Annotated in this window: 15 protein-coding genes; 7 read left to right on the top strand and 8 right to left on the bottom strand. The window is 60.1% G+C overall.

Features of this window, described 5'->3' with window-relative positions; genetic code table 11:
• Positions 1-33: 33 nt before the first annotated feature.
• From ABH945_RS17165 to ABH945_RS17155, 3 genes are all read right to left on the bottom strand, one after another.
• Positions 34-1,179 (bottom strand): substrate-binding domain-containing protein, encoded by a 1,146-nt coding sequence (locus ABH945_RS17165; protein WP_074769644.1) that lies wholly within the window; start codon positions 1,177-1,179, stop codon positions 34-36.
• A gap of 72 nt (positions 1,180-1,251) precedes the next feature.
• Positions 1,252-2,253, bottom strand: a complete 1,002-nt coding sequence (locus ABH945_RS17160) for an ABC transporter permease (protein WP_074769642.1) — start codon at positions 2,251-2,253, stop codon at positions 1,252-1,254.
• Entirely contained in the window at positions 2,250-3,890 is a 1,641-nt protein-coding gene (locus ABH945_RS17155) for a sugar ABC transporter ATP-binding protein (protein WP_429251293.1), read from the bottom strand. Before ABH945_RS17155 ends, ABH945_RS17160 begins: the two co-directional genes overlap by 4 nt.
• Positions 3,891-4,141: 251 nt before the next feature.
• Here ABH945_RS17155 and deoC point away from each other — a divergent pair, with 251 nt between their 5' ends.
• The 7 genes from deoC to ABH945_RS17120 all read left to right on the top strand — a co-directional run bounded on the left by deoC (position 4,142) and on the right by ABH945_RS17120 (position 13,536).
• A complete protein-coding gene (gene deoC, locus ABH945_RS17150; protein ID WP_074769638.1) occupies positions 4,142-5,176 on the top strand; it encodes a deoxyribose-phosphate aldolase in 1,035 nt (344 codons plus the stop codon).
• A gap of 16 nt (positions 5,177-5,192) precedes the next feature.
• Positions 5,193-7,598: an aldehyde dehydrogenase family protein gene (locus ABH945_RS17145; protein WP_429251292.1), complete on the top strand. Its 2,406-nt coding sequence runs from the start codon at positions 5,193-5,195 to the stop codon at positions 7,596-7,598.
• A 61-nt stretch (positions 7,599-7,659) separates the two neighbouring features.
• Positions 7,660-8,640 carry a ribokinase gene (locus ABH945_RS17140; protein WP_253189758.1) on the top strand — a complete coding sequence of 327 codons (981 nt, stop codon included), beginning with the start codon at positions 7,660-7,662 and terminating at the stop codon, positions 8,638-8,640.
• A 21-nt stretch (positions 8,641-8,661) separates the two neighbouring features.
• Positions 8,662-9,711, top strand: a complete 1,050-nt coding sequence (locus ABH945_RS17135; protein ID WP_429251291.1) for an ABC transporter permease — start codon at positions 8,662-8,664, stop codon at positions 9,709-9,711.
• 102 nt (positions 9,712-9,813) lie between these two features.
• On the top strand, positions 9,814-10,818 hold the full coding sequence (locus ABH945_RS17130) for an autoinducer 2 ABC transporter substrate-binding protein (protein WP_074769632.1): 1,005 nt from the start codon (positions 9,814-9,816) through the stop codon (positions 10,816-10,818).
• A gap of 74 nt (positions 10,819-10,892) precedes the next feature.
• Entirely contained in the window at positions 10,893-12,452 is a 1,560-nt protein-coding gene (locus ABH945_RS17125) for a sugar ABC transporter ATP-binding protein (RefSeq protein WP_429251290.1), read from the top strand.
• Between the two features lie 25 nt (positions 12,453-12,477).
• Positions 12,478-13,536 (top strand): ABC transporter permease, encoded by a 1,059-nt coding sequence (locus ABH945_RS17120; protein ID WP_429251289.1) that lies wholly within the window; start codon positions 12,478-12,480, stop codon positions 13,534-13,536.
• Between the two features lie 19 nt (positions 13,537-13,555).
• Here the strand turns inward: ABH945_RS17120 and ABH945_RS17115 are convergent, their stop codons facing one another.
• From ABH945_RS17115 to ABH945_RS17095, 5 genes are all read right to left on the bottom strand, one after another.
• Positions 13,556-14,281, bottom strand: coding sequence for a DeoR/GlpR family DNA-binding transcription regulator (locus ABH945_RS17115; protein ID WP_074769626.1), 726 nt, complete (start codon positions 14,279-14,281; stop codon positions 13,556-13,558).
• Between the two features lie 149 nt (positions 14,282-14,430).
• Positions 14,431-15,147, bottom strand: a complete 717-nt coding sequence (locus tag ABH945_RS17110) for an energy transducer TonB (RefSeq protein ID WP_429251288.1) — start codon at positions 15,145-15,147, stop codon at positions 14,431-14,433.
• Positions 15,140-15,538: an ExbD/TolR family protein gene (locus ABH945_RS17105; RefSeq protein ID WP_074769622.1), complete on the bottom strand. Its 399-nt coding sequence runs from the start codon at positions 15,536-15,538 to the stop codon at positions 15,140-15,142. The genes ABH945_RS17110 and ABH945_RS17105 overlap by 8 nt, the downstream gene beginning before the upstream one ends.
• Positions 15,535-16,182, bottom strand: coding sequence for a MotA/TolQ/ExbB proton channel family protein (locus tag ABH945_RS17100; RefSeq protein WP_429251909.1), 648 nt, complete (start codon positions 16,180-16,182; stop codon positions 15,535-15,537). Before ABH945_RS17100 ends, ABH945_RS17105 begins: the two co-directional genes overlap by 4 nt.
• Before the next feature lie 22 nt (positions 16,183-16,204).
• Positions 16,205-18,556 carry a TonB-dependent receptor gene (locus ABH945_RS17095; protein ID WP_429251287.1) on the bottom strand — a complete coding sequence of 784 codons (2,352 nt, stop codon included), beginning with the start codon at positions 18,554-18,556 and terminating at the stop codon, positions 16,205-16,207.
• Positions 18,557-18,663: the final 107 nt, after the last annotated feature.

Below are 18,663 nucleotides of genomic sequence, written 5' to 3'. Positions count from 1 at the left end.
CGGAACGTGTAGTGCGATCTAATTAACCGCAAATCAACCGCAGGCCGGTGCCGCTTTCTTGCAGGCGTCCGCGAGTTGCGGCGGCGGGTCTTTCTTGAACACGATCTTGTAAGACTCCAGCACGTTCGACTGAACCACCGGCAACGACTGCACCCCGATCCACGCAGGTGGCGTCTGTCCGATCAATGCCTTCATCATCGCGGTCGCTTCGGCCACGCCCTGGTCATACGGACGTTGCGAGCCGGTTGCCTTCAGCGGTCCACCTTTCGCAATTTCAATCGCAGACTGTAGTCCCAGATCGACGGTCGTCACGGGAACGTTCACGCCTTGTGCGCGCATCGACGTGAGCGTGTCGAGTGCGGGTTGATCCCACACGGCGAATAGCCCTTTCACGTCGGGATTACCGGTCAGAAAATCGCCCGCAATCTGCCCGACTTTCGACGGATCGGTGAACGCGACCTGCTTGACCTTGATGTCCGGGCGATTCTTCGCGATCCAGTCATTGACGGCTTTGGTGCGCTCGGTCGTGCTGAAATAATCCACGCCGAAATTCACGAGGCCGATCGTCGCGCCCTTCGGCACGCATGACGACAGCACCTTCGCGGCGATCTGGCCGTTGCCTTCGCTGTCCGCGGAAATCATCGACGCGTATTGCTGCGGATGCTTCAGGCCGGTCGGCACGTTGTCCATGAACACGAGCTTGATGCCGGCTTCGGACACTTTCTTGTACGTCGCGGCCGTTGCCGTGCCATCGACTGGAATAGAGATGATGCCGTCGGGATGACGCTGAATCGTGTTCTCGATATCGGCAATCTGTTTGTCGACCTGGTACTCAGCCGATGCCGTGCCGATCACTTCGACGCCATATTTTTTCAGCGTGTCGGTAATGCCTTGCACCTGCAATTGCGACCAGTCGAGATTCATCGTCTGCATTGAAATGCCGACTTTGAATTTGCCCGCCTTGATCTTGGCGATATCGGCGTCGGTCAGTTTAATCGCGTCGACGGAAGCGGCCTTTTCACCGTTTGGCCCTTGCCCCACGATGTTTTTCGGCCCGATCGATCCTGTCGGCAAGCTCGTCACGCATTGCGCGTAAGCGGTCGACGAAAACAGTGTCGCGACGGCGGCCGCCGCGATCGCGCTCGCTAATACCTTGCTTGAACCACGACGATGTTTCATGAGTCTCCTCCATTGGTCTTCATGTTTGTGCTTCACGTCCGTGCCGGGTTTGTCTCCACCTTCACCTGCTGTTTATTTCCTCGTAAATGCCACCGCTGCAACGATAATCACGCCCTTGATCACCAGTTGCAGCGATGAACTGACGCCAAGCAGCACCAGCCCGTTATTCAGCGTGCCGATAATCAGGCTGCCGAGCAGCGTGCCGAGTACGAAGCCGCGTCCGCCGAACAGGCTGCAACCGCCGAGCGTCACCGAAGCGATCACATCGAGTTCCATGCCCTGCACGACATCGGGCCGGGCTGCATGCGAGCGCGCCGACAGCACGAGCGCGGCGAGTCCGGCGAGCATGCCGGTCAGAATGAACGCGAGCGTCGTCACGCGCCGCGTGTTGATGCCCGAGTACAGCGCGGCGGTCGGATTGCCGCCGGCCGCATAAATCTGCCGGCCGAATACGCTGTAGTGCAGCAGCAGAATGCCGGCGATCACCGCGAGCACCGTCCAGATAATCGGCACCGGCACGCCCGCGATATCGCCTTCGCCGAAGATCGCGATAAACGAGTCGTTGGTGATGATGACGGGCTTGGTAGTTGTGACCATCAGGGCCAGGCCGCGTGCGGCGCTCAACGTGCCGAGCGTCACGAGAAACGATGGAATGCTCAGCCGCGTGGTGACGACACCGTTAATCGCGCCGACAATCGCGCCCGTGCCGATGCCCGCGATTGCGCCGATGATCCAGTTGTCGCCGACATACGACATCGCAAGCGCCGCCGACATGCCCGATAACGCGAGCGTCGAGCCGACCGACAGATCGATCTGCCGCGCGATGATCACGAATGTCATGCCGATCGCGATGATCGACACCAGTGCGGTTTGCCGGCCGATGTTCAGGAAGTTGTCGATGGATAAAAACCACGGTGACGCGAAACTGAACACGACCAGCAAAATGGCGAACGCACCGTATAGCGCGTAAGGGCGGTCGCCTTGCAGCAGCAGTTGAGCAATGCGCCGCATACGGCTCTTCTGCGCCGGCAACGTCTGCCGGTCGGCGGCCAGTGGCGTAACGGAATCGTTCATGTTGCATGGGCCCTGAGGGGAGTCTCCTTGGAGGACTCGATGGAAGAACGGGACAGCTGAATCTGATGATGCAGCGCTTCGGCATTGGCAAGTTCGGCGCGCTCGATGGTCCTGACAATGCTGCCGTCCGCGACGATCGAGATGCGGTCGCACAGGCGCAGCAGTTCATCGAGATCCGACGAAACGACCAGCACGCCCGTGCCCGCGTGCGCGGCGTCGTTGACTACGCCGTAGATTTCCTCGCGCGCGCCGACATCGACGCCGACTGTCGGTTCATCGAGCAGAAGCAGTGTGGGGCGAGGGTGATTCCACTTTGCAAACACCACTTTCTGCTGATTGCCACCGGATAAAAACTTCACCGCCGTCGATGAATTCGGCGCCTTCACCGAGAGTTCTTTCATCGAGCGCTTCGCCTGCTGCACGGCGGCCTGACTGCGCAGCCATCCCCAACGCGAAAATTGCGGCAGTCGCGGCAACGTGAGATTGCGTTCGATCGAGTGATCGAGCACAAGGCCTTCGAGGTGGCGATCTTCCGGCACCAGCGCGATGCCACGCTGGATGGCCGAGGCAGGCGTGATATCCGCGCGGGAATGACCGTCGAACTCGATTGCGCCGGTGTCGACGGAACGAAGCCCGAAAATGGTTTGCAGAATCTCGGTGCGGCCGCTGCCGATCAAACCCGCGAGCCCGTGAATTTCGCCGCGACTGACCAGCAGACTCACATCGTGCAGGCGGTCGTTGCTGACGTTGGACATTTTCAGAACGGGGGCGCTTTGCGCTGTATCGACCGAAGCGTGTTCTGTGTTCGCCGCTTCATTGCTCGCTGCCGGGCCGACTCCCACGGCGGTTTTCTCCCGCGCCTGCAACGCCGCATGCGCAGGCCCGACAATCGCGGCGACCAGTTGTTTCATATCGGTCTGCGCGGTCTCGAACATGCCCGCATTCGCGCCGTCGCGAAACACGGTCACGCGCTGTGAAATCTTGAACACCTCGTTCAGGCGGTGCGTTACGTAGATCACGCCGACACCGCGCGCGGTCACCGCATGAATCGCGTCGAACAGAATCTGCTCCTCGCCGCCGGTCAATGCCGAAGTGGGTTCGTCGAGAATCAGTACGCGCACGTCGCCCATCAACGCCTTGCAAATCTCGGTCATCTGCCGGTAGGCAAAAGGCAGCGCACTTACCGGCGTTTTCGGATCGAGCGGAATGCCGTGCGAGCGGAGAAATTCGCCGACGGTCGCCATCAGTTGCCGGTTCCTGACGAAGCCGAGCCGCGTGCGGGGTTCGCGCCCCAGCATCAGATTCGCGCCGACCGACAGCGATTCGACCAGACTCAGGTCCTGATAAACGACGGCAACACCGGCGTCGCGCGATTGCTTCGGCGATTCGAACGCAACGGCCTGGCCTTCGATCTCGATCACCCCGTCGTCGTAACTGTGGACACCGCTGAGTATCTTGATCAGCGTGGACTTGCCCGCGCCGTTCTCGCCGAGCAGCGCATGCACTTCGCCGGGAAACACTTCGAGGTCGACGCCGCGCAACGCCTGCACGCCGCCAAATCGCTTGGTGACGCCCGCCACGCGAATCAGTGGAACCCGAGGCGATGACACGGCCGCGACCGCAACCGGCTCACTCATCTGGCATGTCTCCTTCGTCTATGTGACGAAATTCTTTTCTTTATCCGACGTGTTTTGCATACGTCGTGTTGTGATCTTCGCATCATGAATATGGTGCGTCAATAACATTCACGGCGCTACACACCGCTTAAGTGCCTGCTTATGTCACGATTGCATCGTAAAGCTTGTGATGATTCTATCAATCGTTGTAGCATAAGTGCGAACAAATTGTCGGCGGCTGTTGTGCGTCGCATCAAATTTCTGGACGTTTTATGCCCGAAGCCCCTGCTTTATCTTCATTACTTTCGTCGCCGCCGTCGTCGGCGGTTCTTGCGCTGCGCGGCAGTGCGCCCGCCCATGCGCAGCGCAATCCCGGCATGGCGTTCGACGCTTCGTGGCTCGACGGCTTGCGCGTCAACCAGTCGGCGGTCGAGCGGCGCACTGCGACGCTCGTTACACGGCGCAGCGTCAAGAAGGATGCGCAGGCGGCGTGGCTGCTGAAAGCGGTTACGTGCATCGACCTGACGACGCTCAATGGCGACGACACCGAAGCCCGCGTGCGGCGCCTCTGCGCGAAAGCGCGTCGTCCCGTGCGCGCCGATCTGCTCGAAGCGCTAGGTATCGCGCCGCAAGGCATCACGACCGGCGCGGTGTGCGTATATCACCGCTTCGTGGCCGCCGCAGTCGATGCGTTGCAAGGCAGCGGCATTCCGGTCGCGGCGGTATCGACGGGCTTTCCTGCCGGGCTGATTCCGCATCCGCTGAAGCTGAAGGAGATCGAGGCGTCGGTTGCGGACGGCGCGCAGGAGATCGACATCGTCGTCACGCGTGAGCATGTGCTGACCGGCAACTGGCAGGCGCTGTACGACGAAGTGCGCGATTTTCGCGAGGCCTGCGGGCCCGCGCATCTGAAGACGATTCTGGCGACCGGCGATATCCGCACGCTCTCCAATGTGGCGCGTGCGTCGATGGTCTGCATGATGGCGGGCGCGGATTTCATCAAGACGTCGACAGGTAAGGAGGGCGTCAACGCGACGCTCGACGTGTCGCTCGTGATGGTGCGGATGATCCGCGAATACCAGGAGCGCACGGGCGTGCCGATCGGTTTCAAACCGGCGGGCGGCGTGTCGAGCGCGAAGTCGGTGCTGTCATATCAGATTCTGATGAAAGAAGAACTGGGCCGCGCGTGGCTCGAACCGGACCTGTTCCGGGTCGGCGCGTCGAGCCTGCTGGCCGATATCGAGCGGCAACTCGAACATCACGTGAGCGGTCGTTACTCCGCTTTCAACCGTCACCCCGTAGCCTGAATAGAAGACCGATCTCATGAGCGTAGCCGAGTATTTTTCATCGATGGAGTACGGTCCCGCCCCCGAGGACGATCAGCCCGCACGCGAGTGGCTCGCGCAGCACGAGTCGGGCTTCGGGCATTTCATCGGCGGCGCGTGGCACGCGCCGGCAGCGGGCGAGCGTTTCGTTTCGCACGCGCCCGCAACGGCTGAGCGGCTCGCCGATATCGCGCAGGGCGATGTCGCCGATATCGACGCCGCCGTCGCCGCCGCACGCGCCGCGCAACCGGGCTGGCTCGCGCTGGGCGGTGCGGGACGCGCGCGGCATTTGTATGCGCTTGCAAGAATGGTGCAGCGGCACAGCCGCCTTTTTGCGGTGCTCGAAGCGCTCGACAACGGCAAGCCGATTCGCGAGACACGCGATATCGATGTGCCGCTGGTCGCCCGGCATTTTCTGCATCACGCGGGTTGGGCGCAGTTGCAGGACAGCGAATTCGCGGACTACGCGCCGCTCGGCGTGGTCGGTCAGATCGTGCCGTGGAATTTCCCGCTGCTGATGCTCGCGTGGAAAATCGCGCCCGCCATTGCAACGGGCAATTGCGTCGTGCTGAAACCGGCCGAATACACGCCGCTCACGGCGTTGCTGTTCGCCGAGCTTGCGCATCGGGCGGGTTTGCCCGCAGGCGTGCTGAACGTCGTGACCGGCGACGGCAGGACGGGCGCGGCGCTGGTCGAGCATCCCGAAGTCGACAAGATTGCATTCACGGGTTCGACCGAAGTGGGACGGCTGATTCGCAAGGCCACTGCCGGCTCGGGCAAATCGCTGACGCTCGAACTCGGCGGCAAGTCGCCGTTCATCGTGTTCGACGATGCGGACCTGGACGGCGCGGTGGAAGGCGTCGTCGACGCGATCTGGTTCAACCAGGGACAAGTGTGCTGCGCGGGCTCGCGCCTGCTGGTCCAGGAGGGTGTCGAGGCGCGCTTTATCGCGAAGCTGAAACGCCGGATGGAAACGCTGCGGGTGGGTACGTCGCTCGACAAGAGCATCGACATCGGCGCGATTGTCGATCCGGTGCAACTCGAACGCATCCAGTCGCTGGTGGAGACGGGGCGCAGCGAAGGGTGCCCGGTCTGGCAGTCGCCCGATACGACGATGCCTGCGGGCGGCTGTTTTTATCCGCCGACGCTGGTCACAGGAGTCGCACCTTCATCGACGCTCGCGCAGGAGGAAATCTTCGGCCCGGTACTGGTGACGATGAGTTTCCGCACGCCCGACGAAGCGATCGCGCTCGCGAACAATTCACGCTATGGACTCGCCGCGAGCGTGTGGAGCGAAACGATCGGACGTGCGCTCGATATTGCACCGCGTCTTGCGTGCGGCGTCGTGTGGATCAATGCGACCAATCTGTTCGATGCAGCAGTTGGCTTCGGCGGTTATCGCGAATCGGGCTACGGCCGCGAAGGCGGACGTGAGGGCATTTACGAATATCTGAAGCCGCGCGCGTGGCTCAATCTTGCGAAGCGTGAGGTGCGTGATACGCGTGCGGTGAGTGATGCGATGGCCGATTCGCCGCTTGCGAATGTCACGTCGAATGTCACGTCGATCGATCGTACCGCGAAACTGTTTATCGGCGGCAAGCAGGTGCGTCCGGACAGCGGCTATTCGCTGCCGGTTCGCGCGCCGGACGGCACGCCGGTCGGCGAAGTGGGCGAGGGCAATCGCAAGGACATCCGTAACGCGGTCGAGGCCGCGCGTGCCGCGCAGAAATGGTCGCAGGCGAGTACGCACAATCGCGCGCAGGTGCTGTTTTATCTGGCCGAAAATCTCGCAGTGCGCGCGGACGAATTCGTGCGTCAGTTGCAGATCAGAACCGGTGCGACGCAAGCGGCGGCGCAGGCCGAAGTGGATGCGTCGATCTCGCGTCTGTTCACCTACGCTGCGTGGGCCGACAAGTTCGACGGCGCAGTGCATACGCCGCCATTGCGCGGCGTTGCGCTGGCGATGCACGAACCGCTCGGCGTGATCGGCATTGCGTGTCCGGACGAAGCGCCGCTGCTCGGCTTCGTTTCGTTGATTGCGCCCGCGCTGGCGATGGGCAATCGTGTGGTCGTGCTGCCGAGCGCCGCGTGTCCGTTGACGGTGACCGATTTTTATCAGGTTGCCGAAACATCGGACGTGCCGGGCGGCGTGCTCAATATCGTGACTGGCGAGCGTAGCGCGTTGCTGCCCGCGCTCGCAAAACATGACGATGTCGATGCCGTGTGGTGCTTCGGCAATGCGGCGGATTCAACGCTGGTGGAGCGTGAGTCGATCGGCAACCTTAAGCGAACCTTCGTCGATTACGGGAGACAGTTCGACTGGTTCGACCGTTCAAGCGAAGGACGGCCGTTTTTGCGTCAGGCCGTGCAGGTGAAAAACATCTGGATACCTTACGGAGACTGAACGACAGTCTGCGTCAGACACTGAACGATATGCACGCCAACCAGAAAATGGAGGAGACAACGTGCTGAAGAATCTGGATCCAAATACGTCATCGCAACGAAAAGGGCGCGTCGTCATTCTCGGTATCTTCGTGACCGATTTGACGTTTCGTGCGGCACGTATGCCGCTGATCGGCGAGACGATTGCCGGTAGTGCGTTCGCGATGGGGCCCGGCGGCAAGGGCTCGAATCAGGCAGTGGCCGCGGCACGCGCGGGTGCGGACGTGGTGTTCTGCACGCGTCTCGGCAACGATGCGTTCGGCGCGATTGCTCGCGCAACGTGGGCCGCCGAGGGCATCACGGCGCGTGCGTCGGTGATCGACGGAATCTCCACCGGCGCGGCCCATATTTTCGTCGACGACACGACCGGTATGAACGCGATCATCGTGGCATCGGGCGCAGCGGGAACGATGGATGCCTCCGACGCCGACGCAATCGAAGCCGATATTGCCGCAGCAAACGTGTTCGTTACGCAGTTGGAGCAGCCGTTGCCGGCTGCGCGACGCGGGCTCGAAATCGCGCGGCAGCACGGCGTCATCACCGTGTTCAACCCGGCACCGGCTTTTACGCTCGACGACGATTTTTTCCCGCTGTGCGACTACATCACCCCGAACGAGACCGAGGCGACCGCGCTCACGGGAGTGCCGATCGCGAACGCCGACGATGCCCGCCGCGCTGCCGATGTGCTGCTCGCCAAAGGAGTCGGCACGGCGATCGTGACGCTGGGCGAGGGCGGCGCGTTGCTGCATTCGGCAACGCAATCGGTCCTCGTGCCCGCGTATCACTGCGGGCGCGTAGTCGAAACCGCCGGCGCGGGTGACGGTTTTACCGGCGGTTTCGCAGCCGCGCTCGCACGCGGCGATGATGCCGTTGCGGCGCTGCGTTTCGGCTGCGCACTCGCCGGCATTTCGGTGACACGTGCAGGCACCGCGCCGTCAATGCCGTCGCTCGAAGAAGTGAATCGCGTGCTGGGCGAGTCGGCCGGTTTGCCGCAGGCATCCTGAGCGAGAGGGGACGTCATCATCATGAAGGCTTTGTTTAGCGCAGGAAAATGGTCCGGCTGGTTCGGCGACCGGCAACTGAATTTCCTGCTGATCGTCAACGTGCTCGTCGTGCTGGTCGCGACCTGGCTCTCACGCGGCCAGTTCGTCGATATCGACAACCTTCAGTCGATGGGCGGCCAGTTGCCCGAACTCGGCCTGCTTGCGCTGGGCATCATGCTGTCGATGGTGTCGGGCAATGGCGGCATCGACCTGTCCGGCGTCGGCCTGGCGAATCTTTCGGGGATGGTGGCGGCATTGGTGGTGCCGCGCTTCGTCAATGGTGACGACTCGCCCGCGCTTTACACCGCACTGTTCTGCGTGATCGTGGTCGCGATGGGCGTGCTCGGCGGAGCGCTGAACGGCGTGGTGATCGCGCGTTTGAGGCTGACGCCGATTCTCTGCACGCTTGGCACGCAATTGCTGTTCACCGGTCTTGCGGTGGTGCTCAGCAACGGCGCGTCGGTGCATGTCGATTACGTGGATCCGCTGTCGAATATCGGCAACGGTACGGTGTTTCAGGTGCCGATCGCATTTTGTATCTTCATCGCAGCGGTCATTGCGTTGGGGTGGCTGCTCAAACGCAGTCCGTTCGGTTTGCGTCTGTATCTGATGGGTACGAATCCGAAAGCTGCGTTTTATGCGGGTATTCCGCGTACGCGGATGCTGATTCTCACGTACACGATGTGCGGCGTGCTTGCTTCGCTGGCCGGCTTGATCAGCGCAACGCATACGTCCAGCGCGAAATGGGATTACGGCAACTCCTATCTGCTGATCGCGATTCTGATCGCGGTGATGGGCGGCGTGAATCCGGCTGGCGGCAACGGCCGCATCATCTGCGTATTTTTTGCGGCGACCGTACTGCAATTTCTGTCGAGCCTGTTCAATCTGATGGGCGTCTCGCAGTTTTTCGGCGATTGCGCGTGGGGCTTTCTGTTGCTGCTGTCGCTGGCATTCGCGGGCGGCGAACGGGTGCGCGCGATCTTCGGTTTGAGTGGCGGCGAGACGAGCGCAGGTGCGGCTTCGAAGCGCTAGGGGAAACCTGCGCGAACTCGGTTTCAGTACACGACGGACAACAAGCCCTGGCTGTCCGTGACGATGGAATTGGGCGACATCGAACGATAAAGGAGACACTGCATGAAACTGACTCGACTGGGTGCCGCGCTTGCCGCAGGCGCTCTGACTGTGGGCGTGATCGCCGCTGCGCACGCCGCCACCAACGAGACGATCGTCACGGTCGTCAAGGTGACCGGCATCAACTGGTTCAACCGGATGGACGACGGCGTGAAGGAATTCGCGAAAGACAATCCCGGCGTGACCGCGTATCAGACCGGTCCGGGCCGCGCGGATGCGGCCCAACAATTGAAGATCATCGAAGACCTGATCGCGAAGAAAGTCACGGCGATTGCCGTGGTGCCCTACGATCCGCCGACGCTCGAACCTGCGTTAAAGAAGGCGATGGATCGCGGCATCAAGGTCGTCACTCATGAGGCCGACAACGCGAAGAACACCATGGTCGACATCGAGGCATTCGACAACACCGCATACGGTGCGGGGTTGAACGAGCGTCTTGCGTCGTGCATGCACAGCGACGGCAAATGGGCGGTGCTGGTCGGCTCGCTGGGCAGTCGCTCGCAGGTGCAATGGGCCGATGGCGGCATCGGTAACGCGAAGGCCAAATACCCGAAGATGGATCTGGTCGAACCGAAGCTCGAAACCAACAACGACGGCGAGCGCGCGTATGAAGTCGCGAAGGAAGTGCTACGCAAACACCCTGACCTGAAGGGCTTCCAGGGTTCGTCGTCGCTCGACGTGATCGGCATTGGCCGCGCGGTGGAAGAGGCGGGCATGCAGGGCAAGATCTGCGTGTACGGCACGGGGTTGCCGACTGAAGCGGGCAAATTCCTCGAAAGCGGTGCGATCAATGGCATTGCTTTCTGGGATCCGAAACTCGCGGGCATGGCGATGAACAAAGTGGCGCAGATGCTGATCGACGGGAAGACGGTTGAGAACGGCGCCGACCTCGGCCTGCCGGGTTACACGAAAGTCACGGTCGCGAAGGGGCCGGGCAAGGGCATTATCGTGCGCGGCCAGGGCTGGGTGAACGTCGACAAGTCGAACTACAAGCAGTATCCGTTCTGATTGCGTGTTTCGATTTGTAGCGCGTGCCCGGTCGGGCACGCGTGAGCCGGCAACCATGCTATTCATTTGACACCATGAATCAGGACGTTTTGTCATCGCAGCCCTCGCTTTCAGATGCGACGCAGCCTTTTTTGCAGGTTGTCGGCGTGCATAAGCGCTTCACTGGCGTGCACGCATTGCGAGGTGTGAGTCTTTCTTTCGAACGTGGTCAGATCTATCACCTGCTCGGCGAGAATGGCTGCGGCAAGAGCACGCTCATCAAGATCATTTCCGGTGCGCAGCCGCCTGATGAAGGCGAACTGGTCATCGAAGGCGTGCGTCATGCGCGCCTGTCCGCATTGGAATCGCTCGCGGCGGGAATCGAAACGGTCTATCAGGACTTGTCGCTGCTGCCGAATATGAATGTCGCGGAGAACGTCGCGCTGACTTCGGAACTCGCCACTCATGAAGGACGGCTCGCCCGCACGTTCGATCGGCGCGCGCTGGCGCGCACGGCGGCGCGTGCACTCGAAGCGGTGGGGCTGCCCGGCGACGCCAATTTTCAGGCGACCTTGATCGAACAATTACCGCTGGCCACACGTCAACTCGTGGCGATTGCGCGTGCCATCGCGAGCGAAGCGAAGTTCGTCATCATGGACGAGCCGACCACTTCGCTCACACAAAAAGAAGTCGACAATCTGATTGCCGTGCTCGCCAATTTGCGTGCGCAGGGTGTCACGGTGCTGTTCGTGAGTCATAAGCTGGACGAATGCTATGCGATCGGCGGCGAAGTCATTGTGTTGCGCGACGGTCAGAAAATGGCGCAAGGGCCGATTGCGCACTTCACCAAAGCACAGATCAGCGAGTTGATGACGGGACGTCATCTGTCGAATGAACGGTATCGCGACGGTGCATGTTCGCAGGATGTCGTGCTCGACGTGCGCGGCTATACGCGCGCCGGTCAGTTCAGCGAAGTGTCGTTCGCGCTGCACGGTGGTGAGATTCTCGGCGTGACGGGGCTGCTGGATTCGGGGCGTAACGAACTCGCACGCGCATTGGCTGGTGTCGCGGCAGCGCAATCGGGCGAAGTCATGCTCGACGGCAAGTCGATTTCGTTGCGCACGCCCTCGGACGCGAAACGTCATCGCATCGGCTATGTGCCGGAAGACCGCCTGAACGAAGGGCTATTTCTCGACAAGCCGATTCGCGACAACGTGATCACTGCAATGATCTCCAGTTTGCGCGATCGCTTCGGTCAGATCGATCGCGCACGTGCGCAGGCACTGGCAGAACAAACCGTGAAAGATTTGCAGATCGCGACGCCTGGTGTCGACAAACCTGTTCAGTCGCTTTCCGGTGGTAACCAGCAGCGCGTGCTGATTGGCCGCTGGCTCGCCATCGATCCTCGTGTACTGATTCTGCATGGGCCGACTGTCGGTGTCGATGTGGGCTCGAAAGACATTATTTACCGCATCATGCAGGGCCTGTCGCAACGGGGCATCGGCATCATTCTGATTAGCGACGACCTGCCAGAACTTCTACAGAACTGCGACCGCATTCTGATGATGAAAAAAGGCCGCGTAGCAGGCGAATATCAGGCCGACACGTTGAGCGAAGCCGACCTGTACCACGCATTGCTTTCAGACGCCGCATAGCGTCGAATAAGGAACCTTATCCGCCATGAACTCGCGCATCGATCCGCGCATGAACCAGTCTGCAAATAGTCCGGCAATAGTTGAAATTGCCCCCGACGTCAAGCCGCCGAGCCTGAAGGAGAGGCTTGCGCGTAACCCCGAGTGGTTCACCGTCGCATTGATCGTGGTGACGTGCCTGATTGTCGGCGCGATCAATCCGCGCTTCTTTCAACTGGCGACGCTGTTCGATTTACTGCATTCAGCCACGACGATGTCGCTATTCGCGCTCGGTACGCTGGTTGTGCTGGCGTCGGGCGGTATCGACGTGTCGTTCACCGCTATTGCCGCATTGACGATGTATGGCATTACTAAAGCGGTATTCGCGTGGTGGCCCGACGCGCCGTTTACACTGATTCTCATCACGGGTGCGCTCGGCGGAATCGTGCTCGGCGTGATCAACGGATTGCTTGTGCACCGGTTGAAAGCGCCCTCGCTGATCGTCACGATCGGTACGCAATACCTGTATCGCGGACTGTTGCTGACCTTCATCGGTACGACGTTCTTTATGAACATTCCGCACAGCATGGATCGCTTCGGACGCGTGCCGCTGTTTTTCTATCACACGGCAGATGGATTGCGCGCTGTGTTGCCGGTCTCGGTACTCGCGCTGGTAGCGGCCGCTTTATTCACGTGGTGGCTTCTGAACCGGACGATGATGGGGCGCGGCGTCTATGCAATGGGCGGCAGTCTCGCGATTGCCGAGCGTCTCGGGTACAACCTGCGCGCGATCCATCTATTCGTATTCGGCTATACGGGCATGCTCGCCGGCATTGCGGGCATTCTGCACGTGTCGAATAACCGGCTCGCCAATCCGTTCGACCTGGTGGGCTCGGAACTCGATGTGATTGCGGCCGTGATTCTCGGTGGTGCTCGCATTACCGGCGGCACCGGCACAGTGGCGGGTACATTGCTGGGCGTGGTGCTGGTTACGCTGATCAATAGCGTGCTGATTCTGGTCGGCGTGCCAAGTACATGGCAGAAGGTCATTATTGGCGCGTTTATTCTGATTGCCGGAACGCTGTTCGCCTTGCAACGCAGGAGCTAACGACACGACCGCAAGCGTGTTAATTGCGCTTGCGGTAATCCTGCCCCTTCTCTGTGATGATCGAATCGAAGTCGTCGATCTGTGAGAAGCGTACTGCCTTGACGACGCCGAACTTGCTCTGGTCCACCACCAGATGCCGTTCGACCGCGCTCGCCATGGCGGCCTGCTTTAGCGCGACTTCGTGAAAATTCCAGCAGGTGACACCGCGCGCGTTGTCGACGCCGCCTGCGGAAATAAACGCCTTGTTGATTCCCATACGGCGCAGCATCTCGAGACTTTCTTCGCCCGCGAACGAGTCGGAAGAAGGCACATAGACGCCGCCTAGCAGGATCATTCGTACATTCGGCTTACGCCGCAAAATCTCCGCGACGTTTAACGAATAACACACGACGGTGACGTGACGCTCCACCGGAATCAATCGCGCCAGTGTGGTGAGCGTCGTACCGCAGTCGATAAAAAGCGTTTCGTTATCGCCGATGAGTGTTGCTGCAATCGCGGACGCTTCGGCTTTGGCCTGCGCAAAATGGTCTTTTTCTTCTTCTAGCGAATAACCGGCGTTATAGGGCACGTCGGTTGCGCTGACGATGTAGCCGCCGAGATAGGTGAAGCGTTCGGGACTCGTTGCGATGTCGCGGCGAACAGTCATTTCCGAAACACCTAGCAGGCCAGCGGCGTCGCGTAAGCGCATTACGTTTTGCCTGGCCAACGCATCGGCGAGGGCGCGGAGGCGGTCGGGTTTCAGCATGGAGATCCTGTCGCGCAGTGGAGGGTAACGTTATGTTTTATTCGAGTTGGTGAAAGAATTATAACAAGACGTTGTGTGCGCGGCGAGCGTTGATGTGCGTGTCGGTTCGTATGTTTCGGCCTTGTTTCTAGCGTGATTCTTTGCTCGTATCAGTCGACGTTGAAATGTACTCGAATCTCCTGTTGGCTTTCTATTGGGTGGCCGTTCTGCAATGCGGGGAAAAAACGCCACCGATGAAGTGCTTCGAGAAGAATCTGATTGAGCCGGGGGCTCGATGTCGGCTTGATGAGTTCGACATCGACGGAGCCGTCTGCGTGGATCATGAAGCGGGCGGTTGCAACGGTTTGATAGGCCTGTTCGCGCAGATCATCCGGGAGAGCGGGCAACGGTTGCGCGATTGAATGCGCCGCCGAGTTGACTGGAGATGCGGTCGGTTGGGCAGAGGGCGCGTTTTCCGGAGTAGTAGGCCCTGTATGCGGAGCCGTATTGCTAACTGGTTTTGCGTCCGGTGTTGTTGGAGTGAGGTTTTTTTGCGGTTGCGGCTCGGGTTTTGGTGACGTTGTCTGAGCAGGCTGTTTTTCGCGCAGGGTTTGAGGGTGTTGCTGCGGCACACGCGTTTTAGGCGGCATAGCGGGCATCGGGTGATTGGCCGCAGGCGCCGCATTCTTCATGGGCGGCGGCTCCAGTTCCACCATGCGCATCTCCAACGGCTTCTCATGTACCGGCATGGATTGCGTTGTCGCTATCCAGCGCCCCATTTCGACCAGCACAGCCAGCCATACCAGCAAGCCAGCACTTATCCCGAGTGCCAGGCGAAACTGTGGTGCATTGTCGAGCAGGGTTGAGAAAGACGCGCGGCTACTCACGATGCACCGCGACCAGAAACCGCTGCGCACCGGCACGCCGCGCCGCAAGCATGGCCTGAACGACAGCACCGTGCCCCGCTGCGTCGTCCGCAGCGATCACGACGACACCATCCGGCTGCAACAGCCGCTTTACCGCTGACTCAACCTGCGCCGCACTCACATGCAGATGATTGACGAACACCTCATTGTGGCTATCGACCGAAACGGTCAACGGATCATGCGCGGCCATCTGCTGCGCGCGCCCCGTTGGCAACGTGATTTTGACCGCATCGAGCCTCTGCATCGCGAGCGACGCCAGCATGAAGGTTGCGAGCAGGAAGAACATCACGTCGATCATCGGAATGATCTCGATTCGGCCGCGCCGGGCCGCGCGGGATCGTTTGAACTTCACCGCAGTGTCTCCACGCTATCGGCGGCAAGACGAACTTCACAAAGCCGCTCATTCGCGAACGATTCGAGTTCATCCATCAGACGCTCGAGCCGGCGCGAAAAGTAGTTGAAAGCGAACAGTGAGAATAGTGCGACGACGAGGCCAATCGCGGTCGCCACAAGCGACTGTGCAACGCCACCGGTCACGCCGCCCGGATCGACGAGCCCCGAGCCGCCGAACAACTGGAACGAATGCATCATGCCCACGATAGTGCCGAGCAGGCCGAGCAAAGGCGCTGCCGTCACGATAGTTTCGAGTACCCAGAAGCCTTTGCTCATATCGCGTTCGATTTGCGACGCTACTGATTGCGCCTGTGCTTCGCGCAGCCAGAGTGGAGCTGAAACGGCAGCGTTCCACGGGGCATTCATCCGTCTGAACGCATTTTGGGCAGGTGCACTGCTCAAGCTCTTTTGCAGATCGGCGCTTGCTCCGTCACGAGAGAAGATGCGTGTCTTGTCAGGCGAAAACGGCATACGCCCCAAACGCACGAACACGTACGAGCGATCGAGAACGATCGCGATGGCGACGACGGCGAGTATTGTCAGCGGATAGATCACCCACCCGCCTACTCGCAGTGCCGCCAGAATGCTGGTCCATTCCTGCATCATCGATCCTGTTTTTAACCGGTTAGAAGTGTTTGGTCACGCCGGCATAGACGGCAAAATGCGGACCGTATTGCGGTGCGCCGACGCCGATTCCAGAACCGTCACGCAGTTCGTACACGCGATTGAGGGCATTGATAACCAGAAGCCGTGCATCGAATTTGCCGAGAAACGGCTGAATGAAGTGATGGATCACGCCGAGATTGATCTGCGTATAGAACGGGAGGTTGTCCGTATTCGCAAAGCCGCTGCGCAGGCCGCTGCCGACGATACCGTCGAATGTGAAAGTCGTTTTGCCAAGATCGTAAGCGCCGCCGAACGATGCGGTAATACGCTGATCGTGATCCAGATAGACCCAATGATTGCTGATGTAAGCGAGTTCTTCGGGGTCGAAATTGAACTGGGCCGAGTCGATCTGTTTGCCCTGCGCGCGGCTAAACGCAAGATTCATATACGCCGATACATTGTTCTGCTTATAGTTTGCGGTGAATTCGACGCCGTACACGCGGCCATATTGATAGTTGAACGGCGTGTAGATCAGTGCAGAGCCAAACTGTCCTTCATCGAGCAGGTTAGTGGATTTCTTATAGTAGGCGTCGAGGCCCACCGTCACGGTCGAGCCGAGACGCTGCGTTACGCCGAGATCGAAATAATGACTGCGTTCGGGTTGAACCGGATCGTTCTGACTCGACGGACTTTGATTGGTCGTCCCTTCGAAGCGGCTAATTGTCGATCCCGAGAGTAGTTCAAAAGCAGGCGGTGTGAAGTAGCGCGCATAGCCTGCGTGAAACGTAGTGGTCGGAGTCAGTGCATAGACCAGGCCGATTCGCGGACTCAACTGGCTCGCGCTGACGTACTCGTCCATCTTGTCATAGCGAAGCCCGTAATTGAGCGTGAGTTTGCTGGTGATCTTCCATTCGTCCTGTACGTAGGCGCTATACAGGTAGCCTGTTTTGCTGCTCGAGTCCTGAATCGTAAAAGGCTGGTCCGAGAGCTGATTTCCATCGGCGTCCGCGGAGAACACGTCGACGCTGTCGTTGAACACCGCATGTTCCTGCTGAAAGAAAATGCCCGCGCGAATCGTGTGTTTGTCGTTCAATCGCCAGGTGGTGTCGGCTTGTACGCCATTGGCCGAGTTGCTGTGAAAGTCCTGCGACGCAACACCGTTGAACAGCAGATCTCCAATTGGATCCGGATTGAACTGCGTGCGCGTGTACCGCGTGAAGAGGGCGGCCTGATAGTCCAATGCGCCACCATTGGTGCCTTGTAGCGCAAGCACCGCAAAGTTATTCAACTCCGATTGCGTTTCGTTTAACTGGCTCGAATCGAACGTGTTGTTACCGTTGAGCGTGAAGCCTGGTTGCAGACCCGGTGTATTCGGAATTTCAAATTGATTGCTGGTCGTGCCGAACATCAGGCTCACGCGTGTGAGTGGATTGATGATGTACGACATATAGCCGAATGCATCGCCTTGACGCGTGTGATCGTGAATCGGGCTCGCGCTGGAAGTGGGGTTCTCGATGCCGAGGTTATTCACGCCCAGCGAACCGCTGAAGTAATAGCTGAATGGCCCCTGACTGCCGAACACATCGGCACTCGTCTTGAGTGTCTGGTGACTACCGCCGAATACGTCGATTGTGCCGCCGTTGCCCATATCGCCCGTTTTCGTGCGGATGTCCACGACACCTGCGGTGCGATAGCCGTACTGTGCGGGCAGCGCGCCAGTCAGCAGGTTCACCTGATCGATGATGCGCGTGTCGAGCGACTGCCCGAATCCGCTGATCGGTTCGGGAATGATCACACCGTTGATGCGGTATTGCAGATCCGCGTGATCGCCGCGCACATGCAATTGACCGTACGAGTCGCTCGCCACGCCGGGCGCCTGAAGCAGTACCTGATTCAGCGGCGTGTTCTGACCAGCGGGCAGCGCGTCGATATCTGCCTGACTGAAGCGGTACACGCTGCTGCCTGTCTCCGGCAACAAGTCGTTGCGGGCGCGGTCGAGACGCTTTGCATTCACCTGAACGTCGAGCGCGTCGCTCTTTGCAAGACTGAAACTCGCGGCGCTTGCAGCGCCCGCTGTCGTGGTCGCGATGCTGTTTCCGCTCGCGAATCCCGGCGCAGTGACGACGATTGCATACGTGCCCGGCGTGACGTGCGCGACGACGTAGCGGCCCGCCGCATCCGTTTTCGTTTCGTCGATGGCAGCGCCGCTGGCGTTCTGAACGCGAATGGTGGCGTTGCTGATCGGCTTGCCGGCTGCGTCGGTGACGGCGCCGGCTAATGATCCTTCATCCTGTCCAGTGGTGGCGTGGGCGTGGGCGGCGATGGCGAACAGCAGCAAGGCTGCGTGAGAGACGCGTGTACGGTTTTTCATTGTTGTTGATTGAGTGTTGAAGACTGGTCCGGGCGTTTTGTATGGCTGCTGTGTCTGGATTAGGCTCGGTTGGTGGACCGCTTGCATCAGTGGTGTCGATCAGGCGA

Source organism: Paraburkholderia sp. GAS333, from assembly GCF_050435665.1.
Taxonomy (GTDB): Bacteria; Pseudomonadota; Gammaproteobacteria; order Burkholderiales; family Burkholderiaceae; genus Paraburkholderia; species Paraburkholderia fungorum_A.
Note: the sequence above shows the minus strand (reverse complement) of the source record. Positions and strands in the feature narration are given on the sequence as shown.

Bases quoted from the DNA above. Each gene is read 5' to 3' on its own strand.
- ABH945_RS17135 (WP_429251291.1), top strand. From the start codon at position 8,662: ATGAAGGCTTTGTTTAGCGCAGGAAAATGGTCCGGCTGGTTCGGCGAC.
- ABH945_RS17100 (WP_429251909.1), bottom strand. From the start codon at position 16,182: ATGCAGGAATGGACCAGCATTCTGGCGGCACTGCGAGTAGGCGGGTGG.
- ABH945_RS17145 (WP_429251292.1), top strand. From the start codon at position 5,193: ATGAGCGTAGCCGAGTATTTTTCATCGATGGAGTACGGTCCCGCCCCC.
- ABH945_RS17160 (WP_074769642.1), bottom strand. From the start codon at position 2,253: ATGAACGATTCCGTTACGCCACTGGCCGCCGACCGGCAGACGTTGCCG.
- ABH945_RS17125 (WP_429251290.1), top strand. From the start codon at position 10,893: ATGAATCAGGACGTTTTGTCATCGCAGCCCTCGCTTTCAGATGCGACG.
- ABH945_RS17155 (WP_429251293.1), bottom strand. From the start codon at position 3,890: ATGAGTGAGCCGGTTGCGGTCGCGGCCGTGTCATCGCCTCGGGTTCCA.
- deoC (WP_074769638.1), top strand. From the start codon at position 4,142: ATGCCCGAAGCCCCTGCTTTATCTTCATTACTTTCGTCGCCGCCGTCG.
- ABH945_RS17095 (WP_429251287.1), bottom strand. From the start codon at position 18,556: ATGAAAAACCGTACACGCGTCTCTCACGCAGCCTTGCTGCTGTTCGCC.
- ABH945_RS17165 (WP_074769644.1), bottom strand. From the start codon at position 1,179: ATGAAACATCGTCGTGGTTCAAGCAAGGTATTAGCGAGCGCGATCGCG.
- ABH945_RS17115 (WP_074769626.1), bottom strand. From the start codon at position 14,281: ATGCTGAAACCCGACCGCCTCCGCGCCCTCGCCGATGCGTTGGCCAGG.
- ABH945_RS17130 (WP_074769632.1), top strand. From the start codon at position 9,814: ATGAAACTGACTCGACTGGGTGCCGCGCTTGCCGCAGGCGCTCTGACT.
- ABH945_RS17120 (WP_429251289.1), top strand. From the start codon at position 12,478: ATGAACTCGCGCATCGATCCGCGCATGAACCAGTCTGCAAATAGTCCG.